Origin of the sequence: Paenibacillus germinis, from assembly GCF_013141785.1 — a bacterium.
Taxonomy (GTDB): Bacteria; Bacillota; Bacilli; order Paenibacillales; family NBRC-103111; genus Paenibacillus_E; species Paenibacillus_E phytorum.
In genome coordinates this window covers 44,449-68,127 of the sequence record NZ_WHOC01000094.1, presented here as the reverse complement: position 1 = coordinate 68,127, position 23,679 = coordinate 44,449, and the positions used below count along the sequence as shown (strand labels likewise).

The 23,679-nt window shown below is 38.7% G+C and carries 23 protein-coding genes; 19 read left to right on the top strand and 4 right to left on the bottom strand.

Translation table 11 applies throughout. The features are described from left to right. The first annotated feature begins 49 nt into the window (after nucleotides 1-49). The 3 genes from GC102_RS19130 to GC102_RS19120 all read left to right on the top strand — a co-directional run bounded on the left by GC102_RS19130 (nucleotide 50) and on the right by GC102_RS19120 (nucleotide 5,312). The gene (locus GC102_RS19130; protein ID WP_171690962.1) at nucleotides 50-1,273 is read left to right on the top strand and encodes an acyltransferase family protein; all 1,224 of its coding nucleotides are present in this window, start codon (nucleotides 50-52) and stop codon (nucleotides 1,271-1,273) included. A gap of 389 nt (nucleotides 1,274-1,662) precedes the next feature. Beyond that, entirely contained in the window at nucleotides 1,663-2,721 is a 1,059-nt protein-coding gene (locus GC102_RS19125; protein WP_171690961.1) for a glycosyltransferase family 2 protein, read from the top strand. Nucleotides 2,722-3,155: 434 nt separating this feature from the next. After that, complete coding sequence (locus GC102_RS19120) at nucleotides 3,156-5,312, top strand: right-handed parallel beta-helix repeat-containing protein (protein WP_171690960.1); 2,157 nt, start codon at nucleotides 3,156-3,158, stop codon at nucleotides 5,310-5,312. Nucleotides 5,313-5,411: 99 nt separating this feature from the next. Here the strand turns inward: GC102_RS19120 and GC102_RS19115 are convergent, their stop codons facing one another. After that, nucleotides 5,412-7,910, bottom strand: a complete 2,499-nt coding sequence (locus GC102_RS19115; RefSeq protein ID WP_171690959.1) for a right-handed parallel beta-helix repeat-containing protein — start codon at nucleotides 7,908-7,910, stop codon at nucleotides 5,412-5,414. A 506-nt stretch (nucleotides 7,911-8,416) separates the two neighbouring features. On the opposite strand from GC102_RS19115, the gene GC102_RS19110 reads away from it, so the two are divergent. The 14 genes from GC102_RS19110 (at nucleotide 8,417) to GC102_RS19050 (ending at nucleotide 20,576) form a co-directional block, all read left to right on the top strand. Next, the gene (locus tag GC102_RS19110; protein ID WP_171690958.1) at nucleotides 8,417-10,246 is read left to right on the top strand and encodes a polysaccharide biosynthesis protein; all 1,830 of its coding nucleotides are present in this window, start codon (nucleotides 8,417-8,419) and stop codon (nucleotides 10,244-10,246) included. Nucleotides 10,247-10,262: 16 nt separating this feature from the next. Continuing rightward, nucleotides 10,263-11,138, top strand: coding sequence for a UTP--glucose-1-phosphate uridylyltransferase GalU (galU, locus tag GC102_RS19105; RefSeq protein ID WP_171690957.1), 876 nt, complete (start codon nucleotides 10,263-10,265; stop codon nucleotides 11,136-11,138). Between the two features lie 9 nt (nucleotides 11,139-11,147). Next, nucleotides 11,148-12,302 carry a glycosyltransferase family 4 protein gene (locus GC102_RS19100; RefSeq protein WP_171690956.1) on the top strand — a complete coding sequence of 385 codons (1,155 nt, stop codon included), beginning with the start codon at nucleotides 11,148-11,150 and terminating at the stop codon, nucleotides 12,300-12,302. Beyond that, nucleotides 12,287-13,396, top strand: coding sequence for a glycosyltransferase family 1 protein (locus GC102_RS19095; protein ID WP_171690955.1), 1,110 nt, complete (start codon nucleotides 12,287-12,289; stop codon nucleotides 13,394-13,396). The genes GC102_RS19100 and GC102_RS19095 overlap by 16 nt, the downstream gene beginning before the upstream one ends. Before the next feature lie 3 nt (nucleotides 13,397-13,399). Then, entirely contained in the window at nucleotides 13,400-14,284 is an 885-nt protein-coding gene (locus GC102_RS19090) for a glycosyltransferase family 2 protein (protein ID WP_171690954.1), read from the top strand. 20 nt (nucleotides 14,285-14,304) lie between these two features. Then, nucleotides 14,305-15,378, top strand: a complete 1,074-nt coding sequence (locus GC102_RS19085) for an EpsG family protein (RefSeq protein ID WP_171690953.1) — start codon at nucleotides 14,305-14,307, stop codon at nucleotides 15,376-15,378. A 23-nt stretch (nucleotides 15,379-15,401) separates the two neighbouring features. Continuing rightward, nucleotides 15,402-16,448 (top strand): UDP-glucose 4-epimerase GalE, encoded by a 1,047-nt coding sequence (gene galE / locus GC102_RS19080; protein ID WP_171690952.1) that lies wholly within the window; start codon nucleotides 15,402-15,404, stop codon nucleotides 16,446-16,448. Nucleotides 16,449-16,499: 51 nt separating this feature from the next. After that, nucleotides 16,500-16,646 carry a YwzD family small protein gene (locus tag GC102_RS40940; protein WP_512698991.1) on the top strand — a complete coding sequence of 49 codons (147 nt, stop codon included), beginning with the start codon at nucleotides 16,500-16,502 and terminating at the stop codon, nucleotides 16,644-16,646. A gap of 56 nt (nucleotides 16,647-16,702) precedes the next feature. Next, the gene (locus GC102_RS19075; RefSeq protein ID WP_171690951.1) at nucleotides 16,703-17,299 is read left to right on the top strand and encodes a sugar transferase; all 597 of its coding nucleotides are present in this window, start codon (nucleotides 16,703-16,705) and stop codon (nucleotides 17,297-17,299) included. 16 nt (nucleotides 17,300-17,315) lie between these two features. Next, on the top strand, nucleotides 17,316-17,954 hold the full coding sequence (locus GC102_RS19070) for an acetyltransferase (RefSeq protein WP_171690950.1): 639 nt from the start codon (nucleotides 17,316-17,318) through the stop codon (nucleotides 17,952-17,954). Between the two features lie 159 nt (nucleotides 17,955-18,113). Then, complete coding sequence (locus GC102_RS19065; protein ID WP_376769386.1) at nucleotides 18,114-19,232, top strand: DegT/DnrJ/EryC1/StrS family aminotransferase; 1,119 nt, start codon at nucleotides 18,114-18,116, stop codon at nucleotides 19,230-19,232. Nucleotides 19,233-19,357: 125 nt separating this feature from the next. Further along, nucleotides 19,358-19,708 (top strand): helix-turn-helix domain-containing protein, encoded by a 351-nt coding sequence (locus GC102_RS19060; protein ID WP_312879993.1) that lies wholly within the window; start codon nucleotides 19,358-19,360, stop codon nucleotides 19,706-19,708. Beyond that, nucleotides 19,692-20,099 (top strand): VanZ family protein, encoded by a 408-nt coding sequence (locus GC102_RS19055; protein WP_171690948.1) that lies wholly within the window; start codon nucleotides 19,692-19,694, stop codon nucleotides 20,097-20,099. Before GC102_RS19060 ends, GC102_RS19055 begins: the two co-directional genes overlap by 17 nt. Nucleotides 20,100-20,234: 135 nt before the next feature. Further along, nucleotides 20,235-20,576, top strand: a complete 342-nt coding sequence (locus tag GC102_RS19050; RefSeq protein ID WP_057305032.1) for a helix-turn-helix domain-containing protein — start codon at nucleotides 20,235-20,237, stop codon at nucleotides 20,574-20,576. A gap of 12 nt (nucleotides 20,577-20,588) precedes the next feature. Here GC102_RS19050 and GC102_RS19045 read toward each other — a convergent pair whose 3' ends face one another. Further along, complete coding sequence (locus GC102_RS19045; RefSeq protein WP_057305033.1) at nucleotides 20,589-20,789, bottom strand: anti-repressor SinI family protein; 201 nt, start codon at nucleotides 20,787-20,789, stop codon at nucleotides 20,589-20,591. A gap of 198 nt (nucleotides 20,790-20,987) precedes the next feature. Between GC102_RS19045 and GC102_RS19040 the strand changes: the two genes are divergently transcribed. Further along, nucleotides 20,988-21,854 carry a metallophosphoesterase gene (locus GC102_RS19040; RefSeq protein ID WP_171690947.1) on the top strand — a complete coding sequence of 289 codons (867 nt, stop codon included), beginning with the start codon at nucleotides 20,988-20,990 and terminating at the stop codon, nucleotides 21,852-21,854. Nucleotides 21,855-21,899: 45 nt separating this feature from the next. Here GC102_RS19040 and GC102_RS19035 read toward each other — a convergent pair whose 3' ends face one another. Then, complete coding sequence (locus GC102_RS19035; protein ID WP_171690946.1) at nucleotides 21,900-22,217, bottom strand: hypothetical protein; 318 nt, start codon at nucleotides 22,215-22,217, stop codon at nucleotides 21,900-21,902. 243 nt (nucleotides 22,218-22,460) lie between these two features. Between GC102_RS19035 and GC102_RS19030 the strand changes: the two genes are divergently transcribed. Further along, nucleotides 22,461-22,967: a tyrosine-type recombinase/integrase gene (locus tag GC102_RS19030; RefSeq protein WP_171690945.1), complete on the top strand. Its 507-nt coding sequence runs from the start codon at nucleotides 22,461-22,463 to the stop codon at nucleotides 22,965-22,967. A 234-nt stretch (nucleotides 22,968-23,201) separates the two neighbouring features. On the opposite strand, the gene GC102_RS19025 is transcribed toward GC102_RS19030, so the two are convergent. Next, complete coding sequence (locus GC102_RS19025; RefSeq protein WP_171691072.1) at nucleotides 23,202-23,570, bottom strand: helix-turn-helix domain-containing protein; 369 nt, start codon at nucleotides 23,568-23,570, stop codon at nucleotides 23,202-23,204. Nucleotides 23,571-23,679 lie beyond the last annotated feature (109 nt).

The following is a 23,679-nucleotide window of genomic DNA, read 5'->3' as shown; positions in this document are numbered from 1 at the left end:
TCGACTCGTTTAGATTTATCAACGATAAGATACGTAGTAGAGGTAAAGTATGAGTAGAATGTATAGTAATTTCTCAAAGGCCAATGATTTATTAGACGGGAAAGTATCTAATTATTTGGATTTCGTGCGAGGATTTGCTGCAATTTTAGTAGTGATGGAACATCTAGGATCGCGATTATTTGTAGGGTATGGATATTTACAAAGTCCTGGCGCCTTCGTTAAACTGCTTTATCTTCTTAACTTACTAGGGGGGCCAGCAGTTATAGTATTTTTTGTTCTTAGTGGCTTATTCATTTCTAGAACTGTCCTGAAAGCAATCTTTGACAATAGATGGTCTTGGAAATCATACCTTGTAAACCGATTATCTAGATTATACGTTGTATTAATACCAGCTTTATTTTTAACATTTATTGCAGATAAATTGGCTAGCCTTTTTTTGAATTATCAAAGATATGTTGACGATTATACCAATATCAAAGAATTTATTGGGAATCTGTTTTATCTTCAGACTATTTTTGTGGGGAATTATGGGTCAAACGGGCCATTATGGAGTCTAAGTTATGAGTTTTGGTATTATATGATGTTTCCTGTATTAATTTTGCTACTTCGAAATCAGAAGAAAGCTTTGAAAATTATATACCTTTTCATTGTTCTCGGTATTTTGTTTATGGTTGGGCAACGTATAAGTTCGTATTTCTTAATATGGTTGTTGGGAATGTTCGTTCTCTTTTTGCCGACTATTCCTCTAGTAAAGAGTAAAATCATTATGTCCATTTCATTGTTACTTGTATGTTTGGCAATGCTTTTGAGACCTCTTGTGAATAATGGAAGACTTTTTATTGTCCATCATACTAACAACTTGTTTTTTGTAGATTTATTTATAGGGTTATCGTTGGGATTTCTTATTTACATATTGATGCACGCTAATGCAAACAAAACTAAGAGCGAAAGAAACAATAAATGGTTTGAAAAAACATCAAGTTTATTAGCTAGTTTTTCATTTAGTCTTTATTTAATTCACTATCCCATTATTAATCTTGTATATTACTGGGGAGCTAAAAATGGTTTTACCGGACTCCAACCTAACATAAAGTCTGTCTTAATCGAAATATTAATCGTAGTCTTGATGTGTATGATTGCTTTTCTATTCTCAAGAATAACAGAAGCACGAACTAATGTTGCAAGAACATTTATGATGAGCAGCATTGAAAGGTTTAATAGCCGTAATCGTAAGACAAAAGAAATTAGCATGGAAAGCAATCTATCTAAATAAAAATAATCTAACATTGGTAATATCCCCTTTAAGTAGACACTCAGAAAAAACCTTATGGTACCATAAGGAACGAGTGTAACTTGGAGGGGATATTTTTTTATGGCTAAAAAAGGACAGACATTTAATCATAATACAGAGGAATTGCCAACTAGGTCGTTATCATCGAATGTAGCCATGAACGTTAATCTTGACAATGGCGTAGTGTGGGTTCCTAGACAAATAATAACGTGGAAGCAAGTTGGTGTCCCTGTAATTTTAATACAATATGGTTTAATACAAACATGACGACTTCCCAATTTATAAACGAAATTCCCTTCTCTTTCTCTCTTTGTTCTTTGTAAAGAATGTGGTATTCTTGATAAAGAAGTATAAATAAGGGAGGAATTTCAATGAGTAAGGTAAGCGTAGTCGTTCCTATTTATAATGCGGGTAAAAAACTTGATAAATGCATCAAGTCAATTCTTAACCAAACATTTTCAGATTTTGAATTAATATTAGTAAATGACGGATCTACTGATAATATCAGTTTGGAAATATGCAATAAATACGAAAAACAAGATGTTCGTATTATTATAATAAATCAAAATAATAAAGGTAGTATTGCCACAAGAAAAAAAGGAATTGAAGTTTCGACCTCTGAGTATGTAATGTTTGTTGATGCTGATGACTGGATTGATTCAAAGACCATACAAGTACTTTATAATGGGACTACTCAAAACAATGCAGATATTACGATATGCAACATTTGTAAAGTATTGGGTCAAAATGGTCTCATAAAGAAAGTTACGAAAAGTTGGTATTTTGATGGCAATAAACTTTATGAAGAAGATGAAATTAAAAGAGACTTAGCTTCTGCTTACTTTCATGGTCATCCATTTCCATCTTCATTATGTGCAAAATTATTTAAACGAGATCTTCTTTTATATTCGGGTAAGTATCTTGAAAATATTAAATTTCTCGGTGATGACCTTTTCTATAATTTGGAAATGTTGCTTAAAGCAAAAAGAATAAAAATGATCAATGAACCACTATATTTTTACAGACATGGTGGTTTTACAAGCAGATTCCAACCGTACTTATTCGACGATATGATTAATGGCTATCAGATTCAAAAACAAGTAATTGAAGAGTATTATCAGGACACTAAAGAAAAACATCATAACGGAATAAGTTTTATGCTCCTAAATACCTTTAAAACATGTTTACAAAATTTATTTAATAGTGAACTTAATTCATCTGAGATAAGGGCGATATTAAAAAACTGCGTATCAGATGAGTCATTGCAAGAATGTATTTTGAATGTAGGAGCATTGCGACATTTTCCAGAATATTTCATGAATGCCATTAAAAATCAAGACGTTGAGTATTTGTATTATCTAGGTGAGAGATTGCATATAAAAAATAAGCCCAGAAAATGTGTTCTGAATTTACTATCAAGAATATCTTAATAATAAAACTACAATTTCATAGGAAATGCAAAGATCAAGAGACTGAGTTTAGCTCATCACCGTATCCCTGCCAGCTTAACGAACGTGTGTTTGTTGTATAATATACTCAAATATATGTTCGTATGTGAAGGAGAACAATGAAAAAACCTGAAATTATCATGCTGATTGATATGCGGCCATAATGTTACAACGGTAATTGACTACAAACACCCTTTCCTCCTCCTTGGGTGAATGCAGTCTTTTTATTTGTATATAAAGTAAAAATAATACTTGTTCCATGTAAAACATATAATCGAAACGTCATAGGTAATGTTTCAACAATATTAAAGATTATCTACTTTATAATCCATTTTATGACTTCTTTCGGTATTTTTCCCTTTTTTTAGTGTACAATGTTACATGAATATAAATAACTCCTTAAGGATGGTAATAAAATGACTACGAAAGCAATCGGTATACTAATGTTTTTCATAATTTCTATTCAATCTTTACATGTCGGGGCAGTTTCCTCAGAAGAGGCTTCAACACAAACAGTAGCACCTTCAACATACACCTTAGAGCTTTCCCGCTGGAATGTCTCTAGTGACGGAACACATCCAATCGAAACCACAAATGGAATAAACAATGCACTGAAATGGGCACATGATCAAGGATATCGAATCTTTAAAGTACCGACTGGCAAATATTTAATTAGTAAAGGAAATAGTCCAGCAGATCCACAAGCACAGATAAATATGGTAAGTGATATGACATTTTTACTTGATGATTTAACAATTATTCAAAAAGAAACTAATGGGTTTGAGGGATATCGTACAATTTACGTAGGCTATGGGGTGAATAATGTAACTCTGAAAGGTGGAACTTACCATGGGGATAAACAGTCACATAATTTCAGTGGGAAAGACCAATCTTATAGCACTGGAACCCATGAATTCGGCAGCGGAATATCCTCAGAGGGTGCATACAATTTAACGATAGATGGTGTTAAAACAGTAAATTTTACTGGAGATGGCATTTCAATTAGCGGCTCTAGCGTTGTAATCGCTGGCTTCTATGGTAAGAGCTACGTTTATGGAGATATAGATCATAATGGGAACTTTATTAATTCCACATCAAAAATTAGAAGTAAGGTTGCCCTAGACTTTACAAGCCCAAAATATAAAGGAAGAAAATATTTTGCTTTTGAGCAGCCACAAGGTGTTAATAGTAATAAATATGATGTTTATTTCTATAGTAACGGTAAATATTTGTCTTCAGTTAAACAAGTCAGATATGGAGCTGACCTAGTTCAAATCCCAGTAGGTGCTGATACATTTTACCCTGTGTTTAGTTCTAATGACCTTAATAATTTTTTTGTTATTCTTTTTAGCAATGATGTATCTAGGAACATAGTAATTAAAAACTCGGAATCCGCGTTCAACAGAAGGCTAGGAATTTCACTTGTCGGAGTAGATGGAATCGAAATTAGCAATAGTAAGTTTCATGATATCAAAGGGACTGCTCCCCAATATGGAATTGACGCAGAAGCGGAAGGGTTTTTCCCCAATAGTAATCTTATTATAAAAAATAATCACTTTTACAATAATACAGGTGGAGATATAGTTTTTGCTGATGGGAACACTTCTTCAATTACTGATAATTTATTTGAGAGTAGTATAGGTTTGTACATTTGGAAAGGGTTCCCCAATACTACTATTACATACAATACATTTAATAATGGTGGCCTTACTATGGGTGGAACAGGAGTTGCAGATCAAAACAAATTCAATAACTCGCAAGTAAATCTGAGTGCATCAAGTAACACGTTAACAAATGCGAGTCTAGTTAATAGCACTTTAAATTTGAACAACACTGACCCATTCGGGTCAAAAGTAGAGAATATTACGATTACCAACACCAACAAAACTTCTCTCACGTCTTTGAACGTTGGCAAAAATCCTGTTCACCTCTCAAATATCACAATAAAAGGATTGACAAAACTCTCGGCACTTGGAGGCAAAGGAACGGATCAAAATATATATGATAATTTAATTGTTCAAGATTATAATGCTATCAATGGAACGGGATTCCCCGCAGGAACATATAATAATTGCAAATTTTCATCCACAACAACTGAATCTGCTGGGTTGGTTATTAATCAATCAGGTAAGTATACTTTTAACAATTGTGCTTTTAATGCTTTAGGTAAGATATTTACAATAAATAATATGTCTGGAGAAGCAGATATCAACTTTAACAATTCTAACTTTACTATTTCAAAAGATGTTGGATACGCAGCTGCAATTTATATCCAAGGAGCAAAACAGTTATCATTTCTAAACAGCACCTTCACTGCTAATAATCTTACACTTAAAAGTACACCATTTATCAAAGTAGGATCAATTGCAGGCTCAACCAAACCAGTCCAAGTTAAATCCTTTACAATCAAAAATAGCACAATAAAAACAAATAAAGATTTAGACGGAATTCACTCCATTGACGCAGGAACAGGTGCACCTGCCTATACGATTTCCAACAATAATTTCGTTGTAGCAAAATTAAAGTTAAAGGCAAACGATATTAAAATAGATAATGAAGAATTAACGCAGTAACCTTTTATTTTCATGTAAATGACAATTGGGAAGCAAAGTTGGTTATCTTCCCTTCCCCTTTCGTTCTTTCAAATGAACATTTATTCTGATATATATTTATCATCCTGTGATTAATCCAAATGCATTAAATATTGCTAATACATCAGTATACTCCCATATCACACTACCATCCTTAGCCGTGCCGCTTATATGGTTTGGCGGAGTTGCACTAGTGGTCCCAGCGGTTATGCATTTGTAAACCTTCCCATTCATATTCACCATGGTATTCAGTGTATATGTCCTATTTGCTACCCATGGATTATTATTGGCTGTGCCAGATGTAGTGCAAACCCATCCAACATATCCTCCCGGAACCGGTGTAGAATTATATATTAGTTGGCCAACATTATAAGCTCCAAATGTAGGTGCAGATGATGCTAGTGCTGCTAGTAAGGTATTCCCCAAAATATTTTTTTCTAATTGTGTATTCACATTGTTACTAAAGATAATATTGGAGTTAATTTTATTATTGTTTTGCGCCACTATCGTTGTCTTCGGTGTGGCTAAAGCTGTTCCTCCTTTTCTATATGCCCCCTCTATGACTATTGTCCCAGTTGTATTTATTCCTGCATTATTAGAAGTAACAATGGTGTTATTGGAGAAAAGTAAATGATTCTCAGTAAATACTCTCATTGTAAATAAGGAGCCTAATGATGATCCTGTTCCGAATACCTGAAGATTATTATCTAGAATTCCCAGTCTAGGGATAGAGAGGAATGAGACTCCAGGACTTCTAGCTTCGTGAGTATAAACGGTATAAGGAACATCCCAAATAATTTTATTATTTCTAAATATATGAGTAGTATATCCTGTATCCTTCGCTAATTTTTCTGTTCCATTGATGTCTCCACCATCAAACCTAAATGATTGATTTTTAAATAGTGAGTGTTCTACATGCATTGAATCAGATACCATCATACGACTATAGTTAACAATTGTCCCTGTGTGGATAAACGCACAATTTTCTATATATAAATTCTTAGTTCCAATATAGTGCCCTCCTGGTGTTTGATCGGTAATGAATTTCACATTGGAGAATATAGCGTTTTCAGTTGCGCTGTAGCTAGCAAAAGCCAAGCCTTTTGCTCTTCTAATATCAAATGTCGAATTGCGAATTTCAATGTTTTTGCTCAAGAAACTGAATACTACATCTTTATCAGGATCATCGAAAGTAAGCTTACAATGGTAAACCTTTACTGTTTCTCCACTTAAGGTTAAGCTGCATTTAGAGAATACACAGTTTTCGAATGTAGTGTTACCAACAGTAATTGCACAGTTCGAACCAAATATTGAATCATTTCTAAATGTACAAAATGTCCCGTCTGTCTCAACCCCACTTGTTATGGACCTGCCGGTTATAGCACCATAATACATATTATTAAGGGAGAAATAATCGTCTCCGCTTCCTCCAAAATTGACGGCACCTCTGAATGTATTATTTTCTAGTTGTACCCCCCTTGTGCTAACACAGATGAAAGCTCCGGCTCTATTATCGTAGAAATTACAATTTCTAACTGTTATCTTTTGGTTAGTCATATATCCATCTTCAATAGCCATTCCAAAACCGGGATTACATCCTGTCGAAATAGACATCGGATTGCTATTATTGTAAATTTCACAGTTGTCATAGGTGATGAATCTGCCTCCATTGACGGAAGCTCCAAGCCTTCTATTCTTATGAGATTTACAATTCATATATGTGATATGTTGCGGAATTTTCGCACACAGAACATAGTGCAAGTTGCCGTTCATCAGATCAAAGTTTTGTAGAAAAGAGAATCTCACCTGAGTAGTACCCGTTGGCAATGAATCCAGGTAAATAAACTCGTAAGACCTTGTATTTCTATAACCTAAATAGGTGCCTGTTGCATTGTAAAAGTGTACTTTAATTACTGTTTTATTTAGATTGCACCCAGTACCATATCCACCATAGCCATCCCCTGAATAATAAAAGTAGCCAACGGATTTAACTAAATTGCTGGAAACGTCAAAGTATCTAGTAACTGTCGTATAATTGGTTTTTGAACTATCTAAGTTTCCTTGACTGCTAATGTCTCCTTTTGAGAAATGAGCTGGGTGCTGGACTCCTCCTAACGCAGAAAAATCCATAAACGTTGTAAATCCATCACCAGTACACTCGTATACTTCACAATTTTTGATTAGGACGCTATAACATGAATTTTTACAATGAATACCGTGACCCCCTTCATGAGTATTACCGCTAGAGTAGTCATGTGTTTCGCGGTCACCTTTTATTTTAACACCTTCGATAATAACATTAGAGATACTGTCAATAGTTATCACTGAGTAACCTTGGAAACTATTCGATTCTTTTATTAATACACAGTCGTAAAACATATAATGTGTGTTGCTGAAGAGCTTTACAGAGGAATTTTTATCAATGAGGTAGTTACCCTTTGGCAGCGTAACTATTTGATAATTGTTATCTCGTGCCCATTGAAAGGCATTATTCAGACCTTGTGTAGTATTAATAGCATTTGTTTCATTATTTTGTATTCCCCACCGTTCTAGCTCAACCAAATAGGTAACAGTTGTCATTTGAAACCATCTCCCTTTATCAGCTATTGTTTCTATTAGTATATGAGTTTAAGATCTGGTTACTTGGGTGTATGAATAGGGCAATAGATACAAATATAATGAGCGACTAGGAAAATTAATTTATGTTGACACGTTCTTTATAAAGAACTACAATAAAATTAACTATTTGGGACCTGAGAATAGTAATTTTTTTACTCAAATTGTTCTTTATAAAGAATTATTATGCATAAAGTGTTCTTTATAATAGGAGTATTGCCAATATTTCCAGCTTCGTTCTTTATGAAGAACGATATATTGGGTTCCTAAATACCCTTCGGTGATGCCTCCTTACCGTTATCAATGGAAGCACTCGGCCATGCTGTGGGTTGAATCGACCTTAGACGCGAGTCGTCAAAAGTGTGGTGCGAGGAAGGGTTAGATGCCCTAGTAAGGATTAAAGGATTTAATTATATGGTCTTTCACCAAAGGCCTTATACTTAAGAACTTTAATGAGAGGGTGGATTTATTTGTCATACCGACAAAGGTTATCGCTATTAATCTTCGCAGATTCCTTTATTGTATTAACGTCCATTTTTTTTAGCCGATTTTTATTAAGTGCAGACCTAAACGTCATAACGTTGCCTTTGGTCGTTAGTTCAATTACGTTGCTGTTAAGTCATCATTTGTTTTCCTTTATGTATAAGCTTTATAAGAAAGCTTGGGAACATGCGAATATCGACGAATTATTATTTATTGTTAAGGCTATAACGTTTTCTATTGTTACTGTGGCGTTTGTTCAACAAGTCTTTGTTCAGGATATTTACTTCCGATTACTTGCTGTGACATGGATGCTGCATATCTTGTTGATAGGAGGCTCGCGATTCTGCTGGCGACTCCTTCGGAATGGGTATATCAAAAATCCAGTGAATAAGAAACGTACACTAATCGTTGGTGCCGGTTCAGCAGGGATGATGGTTGCCAGGCAATTGATTAACAATAATGACGCAGAGTTAGAGCCTATTGCATTTATTGATGATAACTCAAAAATACATAATTTGGATATTTTGGGGATACCCGTCGTTAGCGGCGTTGATCGCATGGAAATGATAGTTAAAGAACTACAAATCGACAATATTATTATTGCTATTCCTTCTCTAGGTAAAAAGGACCTCAACGTCATATTCCAAGAATGTGCGAAGACGACAGCCAAAACCCAAACACTGCCTAAGTTAGAAGATCTAGTAACGGGTAAACTTTCAGTTAATCAATTCTTGGATGTCCAAGTGGAAGATTTATTAGGTCGCGAACCGATAGAGCTAGATATTGAAAGTATTTCTGAATTTATTACGGACAAAGTGGTACTGGTAACGGGTGCTGGAGGCTCAATTGGTTCGGAAATCTGCCGTCAGGTCACGAAGTTTCATCCTCAAAAACTGATTCTCTTAGGACATGGGGAGAACAGCATTTATTCGATCGAAATGGAATTGAAGGACATTTCTTTACATACTGAGATTGAATTCATTACGGAAATTGCAGATATTCAGGACTCCTGGAAGATGATGTCGATCATGAACAGACATCGACCAGATGTTGTGTACCACGCAGCTGCCCATAAACATGTACCGCTCATGGAGCGAAACCCGGAAGAAGCGTTAAAGAACAATGTAATCGGCACGATGAACGTTGCCAAAGCGGCCAGCAAGTTCGAAGTGGGTACATTCGTCATGATTTCAACGGATAAAGCGGTGAATCCAACCAGCGTCATGGGAGCCACCAAAAGAATGGCTGAAATGATTATTCAGGATATGGATAGAAGCAGCAATACCAAATTCGTTGCCGTTCGGTTCGGTAATGTATTAGGGAGCAGGGGCAGTGTCATTCCTAGGTTTAAGCATCAGATTGAAAAAGGCGGGCCGGTTTCGGTCACTCACCCCGACATGATTCGCTACTTTATGACGATTCCCGAAGCATCCAGATTGGTCATCCAAGCCGGAGCATTAGCGAAAGGCGGAGAAATCTTTATCCTAGACATGGGAGAGCCAGTGAAAATCGTAGATCTGGCGAAAAATCTCATCAAGCTATCCGGCAACTCACTCGAGGACATCGGGATTGAATTTACCGGAATGAGACCGGGTGAGAAGCTTTATGAAGAGCTGCTGAAAGCCGACGAAATCGACGAACAGCAAGTATATCCAAAGATTTACATTGGTAAAACGGCAGATCTTTATGTGGAAGAAATCAAAGAGATGATTTCCATTTACGCCTCTCTTGATAAAGAGAGCCTAAGGGAATATCTCGTAAATTTAGGAAATAGCAATATAATTCCATTACCTAAGAAACTAGTCTCAATTGGCTAAGAAGGAGAAGACATCGATGAAAGTAAGAAAAGCTATCATTCCTGCCGCTGGTCTGGGGACAAGATTCCTACCTGCAACCAAAGCCATGCCCAAAGAAATGCTGCCCATTGTCGATAAACCAACCATTCAATATATCGTTGAAGAAGCCGTTGAGTCGGGCATTGAAGATATTATTATCGTGACAGGTAAAGGGAAAAGGGCCATTGAGGATCATTTCGATAACTCCTTTGAACTTGAGCAAAATTTATTGGAAAAGCAAAAGTTCGACTTATTAACCGAAGTTCAGAAGTCGTCCAAAGTAGATATTCATTACATTCGTCAGAAGGAACCCAAGGGTCTGGGACATGCCATCTGGTGTGCGCGCAAGTTCATTGGGGATGAACCCTTTGCAGTGCTGCTAGGTGATGATATCGTTCGAGCGGAAAAGCCTTGTCTGAAGCAGATGATGGATCAATATGAATCTCGCCATGCTTCAATCATTGGAGTGAAGCATGTATCCGATGAAGAAGTGTCCAGGTATGGAATTGTTGACGGAAACGAAATTGAGAATCGTTTATTTAGCATCAATCATTTAGTAGAGAAGCCCAAGAAAGAGGAAGCACCGTCTAATCTTGCGATTATGGGGCGATATATCCTGACACCAAGGATATTCGACATACTCAATAATCAAAAGCCGGGAGCAGGTGGTGAAATTCAACTTACCGATGCCATTGCGGAATTGAATCTAATCGAATCGGTGTATGCATATGAATTTGAAGGACAGCGATTCGATGTAGGCGAGAAGTTAGGTTTTATACAAACGACGATTGATTTCGCGCTGCAGCGTGAGGATATAAGATACGAATTGCTAAAATATCTTTCTTCCATCTTGGAGAAGGAATTAATTAAGTAGGGGATGCAGATGCCTAAGAAAGTGCTATTATGTGCTACTGTTGATTATCATTTCAAAGCTTTTCATTTACCCTACATGAAGTGGTTTAAAGAGCAGGGCTGGGAGGTCCATATTGCCGCTAACGGGAATATGAACCTTCCTTATGTCGACGCAAAGTTTAACATTCCTATCCAAAGGTCACCTTTTAAACTAAACAACATGAAGGCTTATACAGAGCTAAAGTCAATTATTGACGAAAATAAATATGATATCATCCACTGCCATACCCCAATGGGGGGTGTTCTGGCTCGTTTAGCTGCACGGAATGCACGGAAAATTGGGACAAAGGTCATATATACCGCTCATGGTTTTCACTTTTGCCAAGGAGCGCCGATCGTTCCATGGTTAGTTTATTATCCCCTTGAGAAAGTTCTTTCTTATTTCACGGATTGCTTGATTACCATTAACGAGGAAGACTACCAACTAGCCGTTAAGCGTCGATTCAGAGCAAGTCGAATTGAGCACGTACATGGCGTAGGTGTGAATACAGAACGCTTCAGACCCGTCTATGAATCCCATAAGAGTGAATTGAAGCTAACAAACGGATATCACCCGGATGATATCCTCCTGTTCTATGCGGCTGAATTTAATCAGAACAAGAATCAACAATTGCTCCTTCACGCACTAGCTTTGGTTAAAGATGACGTTCCAAATGTCAAACTCCTGCTTGCTGGTGAGGGTCCGTTGAAAGAACAATGTCAAGATCTAGCCAAGGAGCTGGGAATAGGGGATCAGGTTGATTTTCTGGGTTATCGAAATGACATAGATCGCTTATTACCGATGTGTGATATTGCTGTTGCATCCAGTCTTCGTGAAGGACTACCTGTGAATATCATGGAAGCTATGGCTTGTGGCCTTCCCATCATTGCTAGTGAGAACAGAGGGCACAAAGAACTTGTTCAGAATGACTATAATGGTTGGATAACAGCGCCTAATGATCAAGCGGCAATGGCAGAGAAGATCATGCTGCTAGCTAATAACAAGGAATTAAGGGTGAAGCTGGGTATGTGGGGTAGAGAAATGGTTGAAAGAAGATACGCCACCCAGCAGGTATTGAATGAGAAGAGTACGATATATTCCCTATATATGGGCGAAAAGGTGGAGGGCATGTGGGCGATCCAATAAGAATTCTACACGTTGTAGTCAATATGAATCGAGGTGGAGCGGAAACACTCCTCATGAATTTATATCGTAATGTGGATCGTTCCAAGGTTCAATTCGACTTTCTAACCAGTAAAGTGGGAGCCTATGATACCGAGATTACGGAGATGGGCGGAACCATCCATCGAATCCCCTATGTATCGGATATTGGCCATACCAAATACATCCAAGCTTTGGATCAATTCTTTACGGAAAATCCGAATTACAAAATTGTGCATGCTCATATGGACAAAATGAGTGGATTCGTATTGCGTTCTGCAAAAAAAGCGGGAGCACCCATACGAATTGCACACAGTCATAGTACTAGGAGTGAGGGAGGAATTTTATCCAAATCGTACAAGTGGGTTGCAGGTAAATTTATTGCTCCAAACACTACCCACTTTATTGCATGCTCAACTAATGCAGCTAAATGGTTATTCGCAGGAAAGGAAAATAAAGCAATTGTCTTAAAGAATGGGATTGAATGTGAAAAGTTTGAGTTTTCACCGGAGATTAGACAGCAAGTAAGACAGGAATTAAAACTTACTAAAGATAGTATTGTAATGGGGCATGTTGGAAGATTCAATGTTCCCAAAAATCATTCCTTCCTTATCGAAGTTTTCGCGGAAATGAATAAAGCAAAACCAGATACCTTACTTGTGTTAGTAGGGGATGGACCATTGCGCCCAGAGATCGAAAAGAAAGTAATCACATTGAATCTGCAAAATAAAGTAAGGTTCCTAGGAGTGCGAAGTGACATTACTCGACTGTTACAAGCCTTTGATATGTTTGTCTTCCCCTCCTTACATGAAGGACTGCCTGTTACACTCATAGAGGCACAGGGAGCTGGGCTGCCTTGTCTCATTTCGGAAGAAATTACCCAAGAAGTGGATATGGGGATTAATTTGGTAGAACGGTTATCGCTCGCTGACAAACAGATTTGGGTAGACCAAATGAAGCGCGTAATTGCAAGGAATATGCCAAGGCAGATACCAGCATTATCCTTATCGAATAAGGGCTACGACATTAAGAATACAGCAGCTTGGACAGAGGGTTTTTATTTAGGTATATCGAGGTGAACTATGAAGAAGCTTACTGTATTTACACCGACTTATAATAGAGCTTATTGTCTTCACGTGTGTTACGAGAGTCTGAAGCGGCAAACATCCAGAGATTTCATTTGGTTAATTATAGATGATGGCTCTACGGACGAAACGGAGGATTTGGTAGCTGGCTGGATGGCAGAGAATGAAATCCCTATACGTTATCATCGGCAGGACAATCAGGGTATGCATGGAGCTCATAATACAGCTTACAGGCTAATCGATACGGAGTTAAATGTATGTATTGACTCTGACGACTATATGCCGGATGGCGCCGTGGAACAAATAAACACCTTTTGGGAACTGCACGGCAGTGAGAATGTGAGTGGCATCATCGGTCTTGACGCTTTTACAGATGGCCGCATCATTGGCTCAAGATTGCCGGAAGAGCTCAAGAGTTCAACACTTTTTGAGCTGTATAGTAAACATCGTGTGACCGGTGATAAGAAGCTTGTTTATCGGACAGAATTAACCCGACAGTATCCTTACCCCATTTTCGAAAATGAAAAGTATGTAGGTCTGGCCTATAAGTACTACATGCTGGATCAGAAGTATGAAATGCTGCTCATGAACGAAGTCCTTTGCTGCGTTGAATATTTACCGGATGGTTCCTCGATGAACATGTTTAAACAATACCGCAAGAACCCTAACGGATTTGCTTTTTACCGGAAGGAACTTATGAAACTGCCCTTCGCTAGCTTACTTTTTAAATTCAAACAATCGATCCATTATGTATCCAGCAGTATGGCTTCCGGAAATCGCAGGTTTATGAGGGAAACTCCTGCCAAAATCCTTACCGTTCTCGCTTTTCCACTTGGGGTCATACTCTATTGGTATGTGATCAGAAAAACAAGAATCTCTTAAGTACTTGAAAGGAATCAAATATGGCCATACTGTGGGTTAATCTGATTGTTGTCTATATTGCATCTTTCTTCTCAAGGTATTTGGCTTCACCAATTACAATCGGTCCTGGTCCTATTTCGTTTAGGCCTAATAAATGGCTGACTGCCATTGTGATGGTAACATTCGTATTGATAGCCGGACTTCGCAAAAACATCGGTGATACCTTTTTTTATATGCACTCCTACACGTTAAGTGATTTTACATGGGATGAAATTAAGAACAAACAGGAAATTGGTTTCGGTATCTTACAAATGATATTAAAATCATTCACGGATGATCCTCAGTTGTTAATATTTTTTACGGCGTTAGTGACCAATGTTCTTATCGTCTTTGTGTTATACAAGTATTCGAGATTTTTTGAAATAAGTATCTATATCTACATAACCTCGGGACTTTACATAGTTTCGATGAACGGCGTCAGGCAATTTCTGGCTTCAGCTATTGTATTCGCTGCTACCAAATATTTATTTGAAGGAAAATGGCTGAAATACTTTCTCGTGGTTGCCTTTGCCTCTACTTTTCATCAGAGTGCCCTTATCCTTATTCCCATTTATTTTATTGTGAGAAGAAAGGCGTGGACGTCATCCACTTTCGTTCTAGTCTTTCTAGCTGTGATGCTAATTCTAGGATACAATGTCCTATCTGATGTCCTATTTTCAGCTATTTCAGATACTAAATATAGCGAATATAAGGAATTTCAAGAAGGAGGAGCTAACATTATCAGGGTTGCTATTGGGGCTGTTCCTCTGGTTTTTGCATACTTAGGTAGAAAAAAACTGCGGGAGATATTTCCCCACAGTGACTACGTCGTAAACATGTCGCTATTGAATTTTATTGTCATGGCAGTCGCTACACAAAATTGGATTTTTGCAAGGTTTACGATCTATTTTGGTTTATACAATGTCATTCTCATGTCATGGGTTATCAGTTTATTTGTGAAAAGACAACAAAAATTCATGTACTTTGCAATATTATTCTTTTATTTGATTTATTTTTACTATGAGAACGTAGTTACCTTAAACATTATTTATAAAAGTGATTACTTAAACTTTTAACCAACAGTTAGGGGGTTCAAACCATGGCAATCCTCGTGACCGGTGGAGCCGGTTATATCGGAAGTCACACCTGCGTAGAGTTATTGAATGCTGGATATGAAGTAGTAGTTGTGGATAACCTTTGCAACAGCAGCTCGGAATCTTTAAGGCGGGTAAAAGAAATAACGGGTAAAGACTTCAAGTTTTATCAGATTGATCTTTTAAGTCGGAAGGACTTCGAGGTTGTATTTAAGCAAAATAAGATTGAAGCTGTGATTCATTTCGCGGGGCTCAAAGCCGTAGGCGAATCGGTTCGTTTACCGCTTCGCTATTACCATAATAATATCACGGGGACGCTCGTGCTTTGTGATCTTATGCAGGAGTACGCAGTGGAAAGAATGATATTCAGCTCATCAGCTACTGTATATGGAATGTCGGAATCCGTACCGATTGCGGAGGATGCTCCACTTGGTGCAACGAACGCCTATGGGCGCACGAAGCTAATGATTGAAGAAATCATGAAGGATATGCACGTTTCCGATCCGAAATGGAGCATCGCCATCCTGCGATATTTTAACCCTATTGGAGCCCATAGTAGTGGGAGATTAGGCGAGGATCCGAACGGCATACCGAATAATCTGATGCCCTTTATCACGCAGGTGGCGGTTGGGGGATTAAAGGAACTGCAGATTTATGGGAATGACTACCCGACCTTGGATGGAACAGGTGTAAGGGACTATATCCATGTAGTGGATCTAGCGCGAGGACACTTGAAGGCGCTGGAGAAGGTCATGGCAAACACAGGTGTGGAAGCTTACAACCTTGGGACGGGACGGGGCTACAGTGTTGTTGAAATGGTTTCTGCTTTCGAAAAAGTAATTGGCAGGCGCATTCCCTATAGGATAACGGATCGAAGACCGGGAGACATCGGGATTTGTTATTCAGACCCGACCAAGGCTGAACGTGAGCTGGGATGGATCGCCGAGAAAGGCATTGATGAGATGTGTCTGGATGCTTGGCGATGGCAGTCCAATAATCCGTGCGGCTATGTTGAAGAGGATACTATCCTGGTTGAATCTATCATTTCGTGACATTCGTGCATGTATGGTGCAATTAACTAATTGTATACTGAGGTCATATTCATGGATATATCTGCATTGACAGAGCAACAAATGGAGAAAATTGTAATTCATGCTTACAAAATAGGAAATGAATCGAAACATCTCGAGGCCAAAGAACTGATAGAAGAAATTAAACAACAGATCATTTCCGTCTTAAGAGGGAAATGAGTTTGACCGTATCAAATCAAAGTATTTCAGCCCAAATCAGTAGGAGTAGATCATTCATGAAGCGATTGTGTGACTTGTTGGTATCCATTCCATTATTCGTACTTTTTCTTCCGATTATCGGGATCGTTGCCGTATTGATTAGGTTAAAATTGGGATCTCCGGTCATTTTTAAGCAGCTAAGACCGGGATTACACGGAAAACCTATTAATATTTATAAATTCAGGACCATGACGGAAACAAGGGATCATGAAGGGAATTTATTGCCCGATTCGATCAGATTAACCCCATTTGGCATGTTTCTTCGAAAATATAGCCTAGATGAATTGTTGCAATTGGTTAATGTTATCCAAGGAGATTTAAGTTTAGTTGGGCCAAGGCCCCTGTTGATGGATTATCTACCTCTATACACCGAAGAACAGGCGAAACGACATCAAGTTCGACCCGGAATTACCGGATGGGCTCAAATCAATGGCAGGAACAAAATCTCGTGGGAAGATAAATTTAAGCTGGATGTCTGGTACGTGGAAAATCAAAGCTTTCTGCTGGATCTCAAAATTCTAGCATTAACTTTTGTTAAAGTAGTCAAGTCGGATGGGATCAGTCACGGAAATCATGTGACCATGGAGAAATTTTCAGGCTCAAATCTTTCATGAAAAGAGGTGAGGCAAGATGGATCTTGTTGTTATTGGTGAAGGCGGTCACAGTAAAGTGATAAGGGAATTAATTCGTTCTAAGAGTGACTACAAGATCGTGGCCATCTTGGACGATAAGTACGATGAATTAACCGTAATCAATGGTATATACATAGGTCCAATTTCTTCTGCACACCTTCTATTGAATCAATTGAATTATCTCAAATTTGTTATCGCGATAGGGAATAACGAAGTTCGAAAGTTGATTGTATCGAAGCTTGGCTTATCCAAGGAAAGCTATATTTCACTCATACATGATACAGCTATTATCAGCACGAGTGCTTCTATCGGGGATGGAACGGTTATCATGGCGGGTACGATTGTCAATGCCGACGCAGTGATAGGCGATCATGCCATTATTAATTCAGGAGCGATCGTAGAGCACGATAATCAACTTGGGGATTATGTCCACGTTGCGCCGAAAGCTACGCTTACAGGCTCTGTAATCGCGGACGAAGGAGCTATGATAGGTGCGGGAGCGACCGTCATTCCCGGGAAAAAGATAGGCGAGTGGGCGGTCATAGGGGCTGGCGCTACGGTTATCAGTGATATTCCCGCTTATAGATCAGCTGTTGGAACTCCTGCGAGATTAATTGCAAGAGCCATGTTTGCATAGTTGATAAACGCGCCCATCCTAGATTGGCGAGTGACATTATCTTTGAGGCGCCGAATGGCGCTATTTGTGTTTTATTAACCTTTGGGAAGGCTGTGAAGGCGCATGATTACACCTAACAAAAGAATTTATCTTTCTCCTCCACACATGAGCGGGAACGAAATGGGCTACATCCAGGATGCCTTTGCTACGAATTGGATCGCTCCTCTGGGCCCGCATGTGGATGCATTTGAGAAAGAGCTTGCCTCACATGTCGGGTCAAATGCTGCTACAGCAGTTAGTTCAGGGACCGCGGCAATCCATCTGGCATTGCGACTGATAGGTGTCAATGAAGGGGACAGCGTATTCTGCTCAAGTCTTACCTTCGTGGCTAGTGCAAATCCGATTGTTTATTGTGGAGCGAGGCCGGTCTTTATTGATTCTGAACCCGAGACATGGAACATGTCTCCTAGGGCATTAGAAATCGCTTTGCAGGATGCTGCTCTAGAGGGGAAATTGCCTAAAGCCGTTATTGTTGTGAATCTCTATGGCCAAAGTGCAAAAATGGACGAAATCATGTCGTTATGTGAATCCTACGATGTTCCCATTATTGAGGATGCAGCGGAATCGCTGGGTTCTATGTATAAAGGAAGAGCAAGTGGGACTTTCGGAAAATACGGCGTTTATTCATTCAATGGGAATAAGATTATATCCACTTCTGGCGGAGGAATGCTGGTTTCCGATGATGTAGAGGGATTAAAGCAAGCTCGTTTCTTAGCTACGCAAGCACGGGATCAAGCCGTCCATTACCAGCATAGCCAATTGGGATTCAATTATCGAATGAGCAATGTATTGGCTGGAATAGGCAGAGCACAACTTGAGGTGTTGGAAGAGCGAGTCAATGCCAGAAGAGCGGTATTTAACCGTTATGATGAAGCCTTATCCCATTTGCCAGGCATTCAATTCATGCCGGAACTAGCAAACACACGCTCGAATCGGTGGCTCACCGTGTTAACGCTAGAGGAGAAAGAAGCTGGGGTAACCGCTCAGGAAGTGTTGGAAGCATTAACAGAACTAAATATCGAAGCACGTCCAGTCTGGAAGCCGCTTCATCTGCAGCCGCTTTTTGAAGGGGCTCGGTACTATCCGCATAGCAACAACGAGAGTGTGTCGGAACGATTGTTTCAAACAGGAATATGCTTACCATCCGGGTCACAATTAATGGCAGATGAACAACAGAAGGTGATCACTTGTATCAAGAAAACAATTATGCAAACGATGCCGTTCAAGGTCATTATTTAATAAATGGGAGGAACTAATTATATGTGTGGAATTACCGGTTATATCGGAAATCTAGGGGCGAAGGATATCCTAGTTAAAGCGAACTTCGAAGAAAGAAATCTACCCAAAAGTGTCACTGTGGAGTGATGATAACGATGATCGGTCAAAACATTTCAAGTATACGTAAGCAAAGGGGGTATACGTTGTCCGAGCTTTCAGAGCGGACCGGTATTTCCAAGTCCTATTTAAGTAATATAGAAAGAAATCTCAAACAGAACCCTTCCATTCATGTCATGGAGAAAATAGCTTTGGTTCTAAAAGTAGACTTGAAAACGCTATTAAAAATTGCCGCGGATGTGGAAACAAGCCAACAGCTGGATCAAGAGTGGATGGATTTTATTTCTGATTTGAAGCAGTCAGGCATTGATAAGGAACGGATTCATGAATTTAAAATTTTGATTGAGTTTATGAAGTGGAACAATGAGAAAATTAAGTAGAATGAAGTCGTTATTCTGGTGGAGTCTACTAATTGTGTTCGTAGGAGCCATATTTCTTTTCACTGCACTTCAGACCTTTACCGGAGAGCATACGAAAGAGCAAATCCAGCAGATAACAGGTATGAATGAACATAATGCCTATATTACTAATGCGATTATTCGCAAATCTGCCCATGTCCTTATGTTTGGCTTGCTCAGTATCTTTTTCTATATCGTGATTCGAAGGCAATCGATCTGGTTCGCTTGGGTTTGCACGACTTTGGTGGCCGTAGTAGATGAATGGCATCAGTCATACGTACCGGGAAGGTCCGCATTAGTCCAGGATGTGCTGTTGGATTCACTAGCAGCGCTGATATTTCTTAGAATTATCGTTTATATAAGAACACGATAAAATAGTGAGATTACTCAAAATAGCCCCTTTTTGGGGCTTTATTGTTCTTTATATGAAACAAATTTGTTCGTTGGAAGAAATTCTGATATAATAACATCAAGAGCAACATTACTCCATTATAAGGGAAGATCCGAAATGATTGGAAAACGAGTTCAAAAATTGAGGAAAGAGAAAGGCCTGTCTCTTACAGAACTGGCCGAACGTGCAGGGGTTGCTAAATCTTATATTAGCAGCTTGGAGCGGGATATTCAGAAGAATCCTTCGATTCAGTTTCTTGAAAAAATTGCAGCTGTTCTGAAAGTACCTGTCGACAGGCTAATTGATGACCAAGAAGAGATGGCTGCTAATGACCGTGAGCTCGATCAGGAATGGTATGAGATCATTAAAGAAGCCATGACTTCTGGTGTTGACAAGCAGCAGTTTCGAGAGTTTTTGGATTTCAATAAATGGAGAATGAAGCGTCCAAACGATGAATAGTCTTATTTAGTTCTAGGAAGATTGTTTAATGAATTCCTTTGAGGACATGAAGCGATCGTTTTCAGTTGAAAGTGATATAGTCGTGGGTTGGAATGGGCTTCTTAGGAATGCGCGGATATCTTCCATCGTAAGACCCATCTTACGCGCGCTCATAATAAGATTGACCCACTCCATATCAAATTCTTCGGTATCCACCTGGTTTATCCGATTCACAAACGACCCCTCCAAATCATCTATCGCGATACAATTTGTATCCGTTGACTTATTATCGCACGTTTTTTCTGTGAAATCAATCCCGAAAACATTAAAATTATACAAATTGTATCGCCATTCAAATGGCTCCCCTCGACAAAAAACGCGTAAATAATTAGATATAGACTCAAAACCTAGATGAGGGTAGGGAAACCTAAAGTGAAGAATGATCGCATAAATCGCAGGACGTTTCTCAAAAAAAGTCTGTTTGCGGTTGAATCCTTAGCCATACTAACGGGAGTTAGCGGATTATATGGCATCTTCGGAGAGCGGTATTGGATTCAGTCGACAACGGTTCGTCTTTCGTACCGTCGTTATCCTGCATCATTTGAGGGCGTGCGTATTGTCCAATTCAGTGATACGCATATCGGCAAGTATTATAGTCTGGAACAGATGAACAAAGTGGTCGATCTACTGCAGCGGCAAGAGCCGGACATCATCTGTTTTACAGGAGATTTATTTGATTCCAAATTCGGTGAAGTGAGTGATGAGGTGATTCCGATCCTATCGCGGCTCCGAGCAGAAATGGGTAAGTTCGCGGTGCTCGGCAATCATGATATGCGTCTAGATTCCAATCGTGTAAGGGATGTACTCGAGCGATCTGGCTTTACTGTCTTAGTCAATGGAAACCGATCTATTGAACGGGGAAACGGGCGCATACGGGTCGTCGGTATAGATGAAATGCTTCACGGTAAACCGAATCTGCCGCTAGCATTGCAAGGTGTAGAGCGGGAAGATTTCGTGCTGCTGCTTGCGCATGAACCAGATTTCGCAGATACGTCGTTGACCAGCCAGGTCGATTTGCAGCTCTCTGGTCACAGCCATGGCGGGCAGATTAGGATTCCATTTTATGGCAGTATTTTTACGCCGGAACTAGGACAAAAGTACCCTGTTGGCTTATACACCTTCGAAGAAAGTGAGTTTCACGTCTATACTAACCGTGGACTAGGTACGACCTTGTTCCCAATTCGGTTCAATTGTCGACCAGAAATTACGGTGTTTGTCCTAGAAAAGAAGCTGCCATAAGCACATAAAAACTCCGTTAGCCGAAGCCAACGGAGTATGTATTCATCAGTAACAAAACCATTTTTTCCAAATATCAAACGAATCCATACAATCAATATCATCCCATTTGATATCGTCCCAGTCTTTGTCATCCCATTTGATGTTGTCCCAGTGATTGTTGTTGTTGTTGTTGTTGTTGTTATTGTTATTGTTATTGCTGTTATTACTATTCCCATTATTAACTGTAACAATTGAAATAAACTTAGAAAGAAAGCTGTTTTTCTGAGAACTTCCTGATTCATTACCTAAAGCTGAAGCATATGCAGGGAAGATGATTGCACTAAAGAGTAAAATCAGACAAGATAGTCGAACGATTTTTAACACTGAACATAACCTCCCTTCCGAAGAATTATTTCACGAAATTCGTTCTTTATTAAGAATTATACAACAAGAATTAGGTTTTGAGAACTATAAAAGGCATAGATCATTTTTTTAATTTATGATACAATATGTAACATAATACAGGTAGGGGGAATGATAGAGTTAAAATAAGAGTTTTCTAGCTGAAATAAGATACAATTCGTAACAAACAAACGGAACTGATTAAAATCATGCGAGGTGCAACTCATGCAGGTTGTTCAACCTATTAGAGAACAAGAGAAAATTGAACAGATACAGGCCGTTTTGAAAGAACAATCGATTCGAGACTGGCTTCTTTTCACAATTGGGATAAATTCGGGGCTTCATCTAAGCGATCTATTGTTTTTGAAAGTGAGCGATGTGAAGGATCGAAGTGTAGTTAGCATAAAGGAAGAAAAAACGGGTAAAGCAAAGACGTTTCAACTTTCTCCACAGCTTAAAACTTATATCGAAGAATATATCCAATATATGGATAGTGATGCTTATTTATTTCCATCCCAACGAACGGGCAATCCGATCAAAAGAATCCGGGTTTACCGTATTTTAAATGAAGCAGCCAAGCAAGTTGGGCTAAACGACATAGGTACACACACACTTCGAAAAACATATGGCTATCATTATTACCTAAGAACGAAAAATGTTTCGGTCCTCAGAGATTTATTCAATCAATCGGCTCCATCAGTGACTTTAAAGTATATTGGCGTGAAGGAATAGAGGATCAATCTAAGTTGATTTTTGGTGAAAGTAGTGGCTCGAGGTAGATACATAACGTAATCATGACTATTAGTGTTATTGTAATTCTTTTTAAAGTTAATAGCTGAGCGTTGGGAGTGGAGTTTCTTATGAAACAAGAAGAAAAGATTTCAGTAGAAATTCATCATGTTCTTCAGCAGTTAGGGATCGACCAGCAGAAGTTTCAGAATCAAGTTATGATGTCTTCCTCACAATCTACTCCAAGGAACGCTCAGCTCTTACAAAAGCGATGAATCGTTTTGCTTCCTCTGGGGTCAGTATTCGACCATCCACGGTTAATGAAAACTTTTTCAAAATGCTCTCATCCGTTAAATCGAGATGCTCTACGAACTCTCTAACATCATTGTCTAGAACCGTTTGTGGCTGGTCAGTCCGGCCAAGTAAATAATCAACGGTAACATTAAAAAAATTGGCGATCTTATTAATCGTTTCGTAGTCCGGCTCACGTCGATTTGTTTCGTAATGAGAAAGAGCGGCTCTAGAGATTCCAATTTTAGTAGATAGTTCTTCTTGAGTTAATCCTCTTTTTTCGCGTAAAAGGGCAATGCGATCTCCATATTTCAGCGTGATCATTCCTCACTGTTTAATTATTCTTTAACATTATTACCATTGTTTTTCCCGCTATATACCAGAGAACTATTATAACAAAGCAAAGATTCATTGACTAGATACA

Coding starts and splice junctions, on each gene's coding strand:
- GC102_RS19130 (WP_171690962.1), top strand. CDS start 50: ATGAGTAGAATGTATAGTAATTTCTCAAAGGCCAATGATTTATTAGAC.
- GC102_RS19125 (WP_171690961.1), top strand. CDS start 1,663: ATGAGTAAGGTAAGCGTAGTCGTTCCTATTTATAATGCGGGTAAAAAA.
- GC102_RS19120 (WP_171690960.1), top strand. CDS start 3,156: ATGACTACGAAAGCAATCGGTATACTAATGTTTTTCATAATTTCTATT.
- GC102_RS19115 (WP_171690959.1), bottom strand. CDS start 7,910: ATGACAACTGTTACCTATTTGGTTGAGCTAGAACGGTGGGGAATACAA.
- galU (WP_171690957.1), top strand. CDS start 10,263: ATGAAAGTAAGAAAAGCTATCATTCCTGCCGCTGGTCTGGGGACAAGA.
- GC102_RS19100 (WP_171690956.1), top strand. CDS start 11,148: ATGCCTAAGAAAGTGCTATTATGTGCTACTGTTGATTATCATTTCAAA.
- GC102_RS19090 (WP_171690954.1), top strand. CDS start 13,400: ATGAAGAAGCTTACTGTATTTACACCGACTTATAATAGAGCTTATTGT.
- GC102_RS19085 (WP_171690953.1), top strand. CDS start 14,305: ATGGCCATACTGTGGGTTAATCTGATTGTTGTCTATATTGCATCTTTC.
- galE (WP_171690952.1), top strand. CDS start 15,402: ATGGCAATCCTCGTGACCGGTGGAGCCGGTTATATCGGAAGTCACACC.
- GC102_RS40940 (WP_512698991.1), top strand. CDS start 16,500: ATGGATATATCTGCATTGACAGAGCAACAAATGGAGAAAATTGTAATT.
- GC102_RS19075 (WP_171690951.1), top strand. CDS start 16,703: ATGAAGCGATTGTGTGACTTGTTGGTATCCATTCCATTATTCGTACTT.
- GC102_RS19070 (WP_171690950.1), top strand. CDS start 17,316: ATGGATCTTGTTGTTATTGGTGAAGGCGGTCACAGTAAAGTGATAAGG.
- GC102_RS19065 (WP_376769386.1), top strand. CDS start 18,114: ATGGGCTACATCCAGGATGCCTTTGCTACGAATTGGATCGCTCCTCTG.
- GC102_RS19060 (WP_312879993.1), top strand. CDS start 19,358: ATGATAACGATGATCGGTCAAAACATTTCAAGTATACGTAAGCAAAGG.
- GC102_RS19055 (WP_171690948.1), top strand. CDS start 19,692: ATGAGAAAATTAAGTAGAATGAAGTCGTTATTCTGGTGGAGTCTACTA.
- GC102_RS19050 (WP_057305032.1), top strand. CDS start 20,235: ATGATTGGAAAACGAGTTCAAAAATTGAGGAAAGAGAAAGGCCTGTCT.
- GC102_RS19030 (WP_171690945.1), top strand. CDS start 22,461: ATGCAGGTTGTTCAACCTATTAGAGAACAAGAGAAAATTGAACAGATA.